Annotated in this window: 2 protein-coding genes; one reads left to right on the top strand and one right to left on the bottom strand. The window is 75.7% G+C overall.

The features are described 5' to 3' along the window. Nucleotides 1-550: ADP-ribosyltransferase (locus FOE67_RS25320; RefSeq protein ID WP_182667145.1), on the top strand; the 550-nt coding region annotated here is incomplete at its 5' end. Between the two features lie 48 nt (nt 551-598). Here FOE67_RS25320 and FOE67_RS25315 read toward each other — a convergent pair. After that, nucleotides 599-1,315 (bottom strand): 4'-phosphopantetheinyl transferase family protein, encoded by a 717-nt coding sequence (locus tag FOE67_RS25315; protein ID WP_182667144.1) that lies wholly within the window; start codon nt 1,313-1,315, stop codon nt 599-601. Nucleotides 1,316-1,579 lie beyond the last annotated feature (264 nt).

The following is a 1,579-nucleotide window of genomic DNA, read 5'->3' as shown; positions in this document are numbered from 1 at the left end:
GACCCCGGCGGTCGCCACGGCGGTCGCCGCCCCGGCGGCCGTCCACCCCGCCGCCGCCTGCCCGGTGGTGGAGGACCGGCTGTACGCGGCGGCCGTCCGCGACGTGGACCTGCAGCGCATCACCCCCGAGCCGACCTGGCGCACCGACTGCCGGAAGCTCTACCGCGCCGACCGGCGCGCCCCCTCGGTGATCTTCGAGGAGGGCTTCCGGCCCTGGGACACCGTCAACGGCCAGTACGACCTGTACTCCTACACGCAGGTCAACCAGCCCTCGCCGTTCGTCAGCACCACCTACGACCACGACCTGTACAAGTACTGGTGGACCGTGGGCTGGAACTACTACATCGACGCCCCCGGCGGCATCGACGTCAACGGCACCATCGGGGACGACCACCGCTGGGCGGAGCAGGTGGAGGTCGCCTTCCCCGGCGGGGTGGACCGCTCCTTCGTCGCGGGCGGCTGCCCGGTGGACCCCCGACTGCGCATCGAGATCATGTCGCAGTGCCGGGACAACCCCCACTACGAGCCCTGGCGCACCCGCGCCGACTGAGCCCCGGCCCGGCCGCGGCGGCGGGCGACGGACCCCTGTCGGGCCCGGTCACCGGCCGCCGGTGTCGGCCCCGGCGGGGGAGCCCGGCACGGTGACGGTGGTCAGCACCAACCCCCCGCGCACCAGCCACCGACCGTCGAACCCCGGGATCTCCCGTCCCGCCACCACCGGGCCCGGCACCAACAGCCGGGCCCGGAAGGCCCCCGACCCCGGACCGTCCGGGTCCGGGCGCAGCGCCAGTTCCGCCTCCTCGAACCCCAACCACCGTCCGGTCAGCGGGAACCACGCCTTGTAGACGCTCTCCTTGGCGCTGAACAGGAGCCGTTCCCAGTGCACCGAGGGATGCCGGTCGGCCAGCGCGGGCAGCACCCGCTCCCGCTCGACGGGTACCGTGACCAGGTTCGTCACCCCGGGGTCCCGCAGGGGCTCGTGCGGTTCGGCGTCCACCCCCAGCGCCGCCCACCGACCCCGGCGGGTCACGGCCGCGCCCCGGTACCCGGCGCAGTGCGTCATGCTGCCGACGATCCCCTCCGGCCATCCCGGTGCCCCCCGCTCGCCGGGCAGCAGGGGCGCCGGCGGCACGCCGAGCCGGCCCAGCGCCTCGCGGGCGCAGGCCCGTACGCCGGCGAACTCCCGGCGGCGTTTGGCCACCGCCCTCGCCACCACCGCCTCCTCCTCGGGGAAGAGCGGCGGCAGGTCCTCCTCCGAGGCCTCGCCGAACAGTTCCGCGGACTCCACGTCGGCGGGCAGCAACTCCTTGAGCACCCGCACATTGTGGCCCGTGCCGGGCGCCGGGTAAACGGTGCCCGGCACGGGCCGGTGTGCGCGGGCGCTCGGCGGGCCCGGACGCTGGGCAGGCGCGCGTACCCGCCGTCGGCCGCCGACAATGCGGCGTGCGTACCGCTCTCCACGATCCGGTCCGCGCCCCCGGTCGTGGTGATGAACGGGGGACGGATCGAGCCGCTCCTCCGGACCGGTTCCGGCAAGCGGTTGCCGCGGGGCGGACGGGGCGCAGGGAGGGGGCACCGG

The organism is Streptomyces calidiresistens, from assembly GCF_014141525.1.
Taxonomy (GTDB): Bacteria; Actinomycetota; Actinomycetes; order Streptomycetales; family Streptomycetaceae; genus Streptomyces; species Streptomyces calidiresistens.
This window is presented reverse-complemented; position numbering and strand designations above follow the sequence as displayed.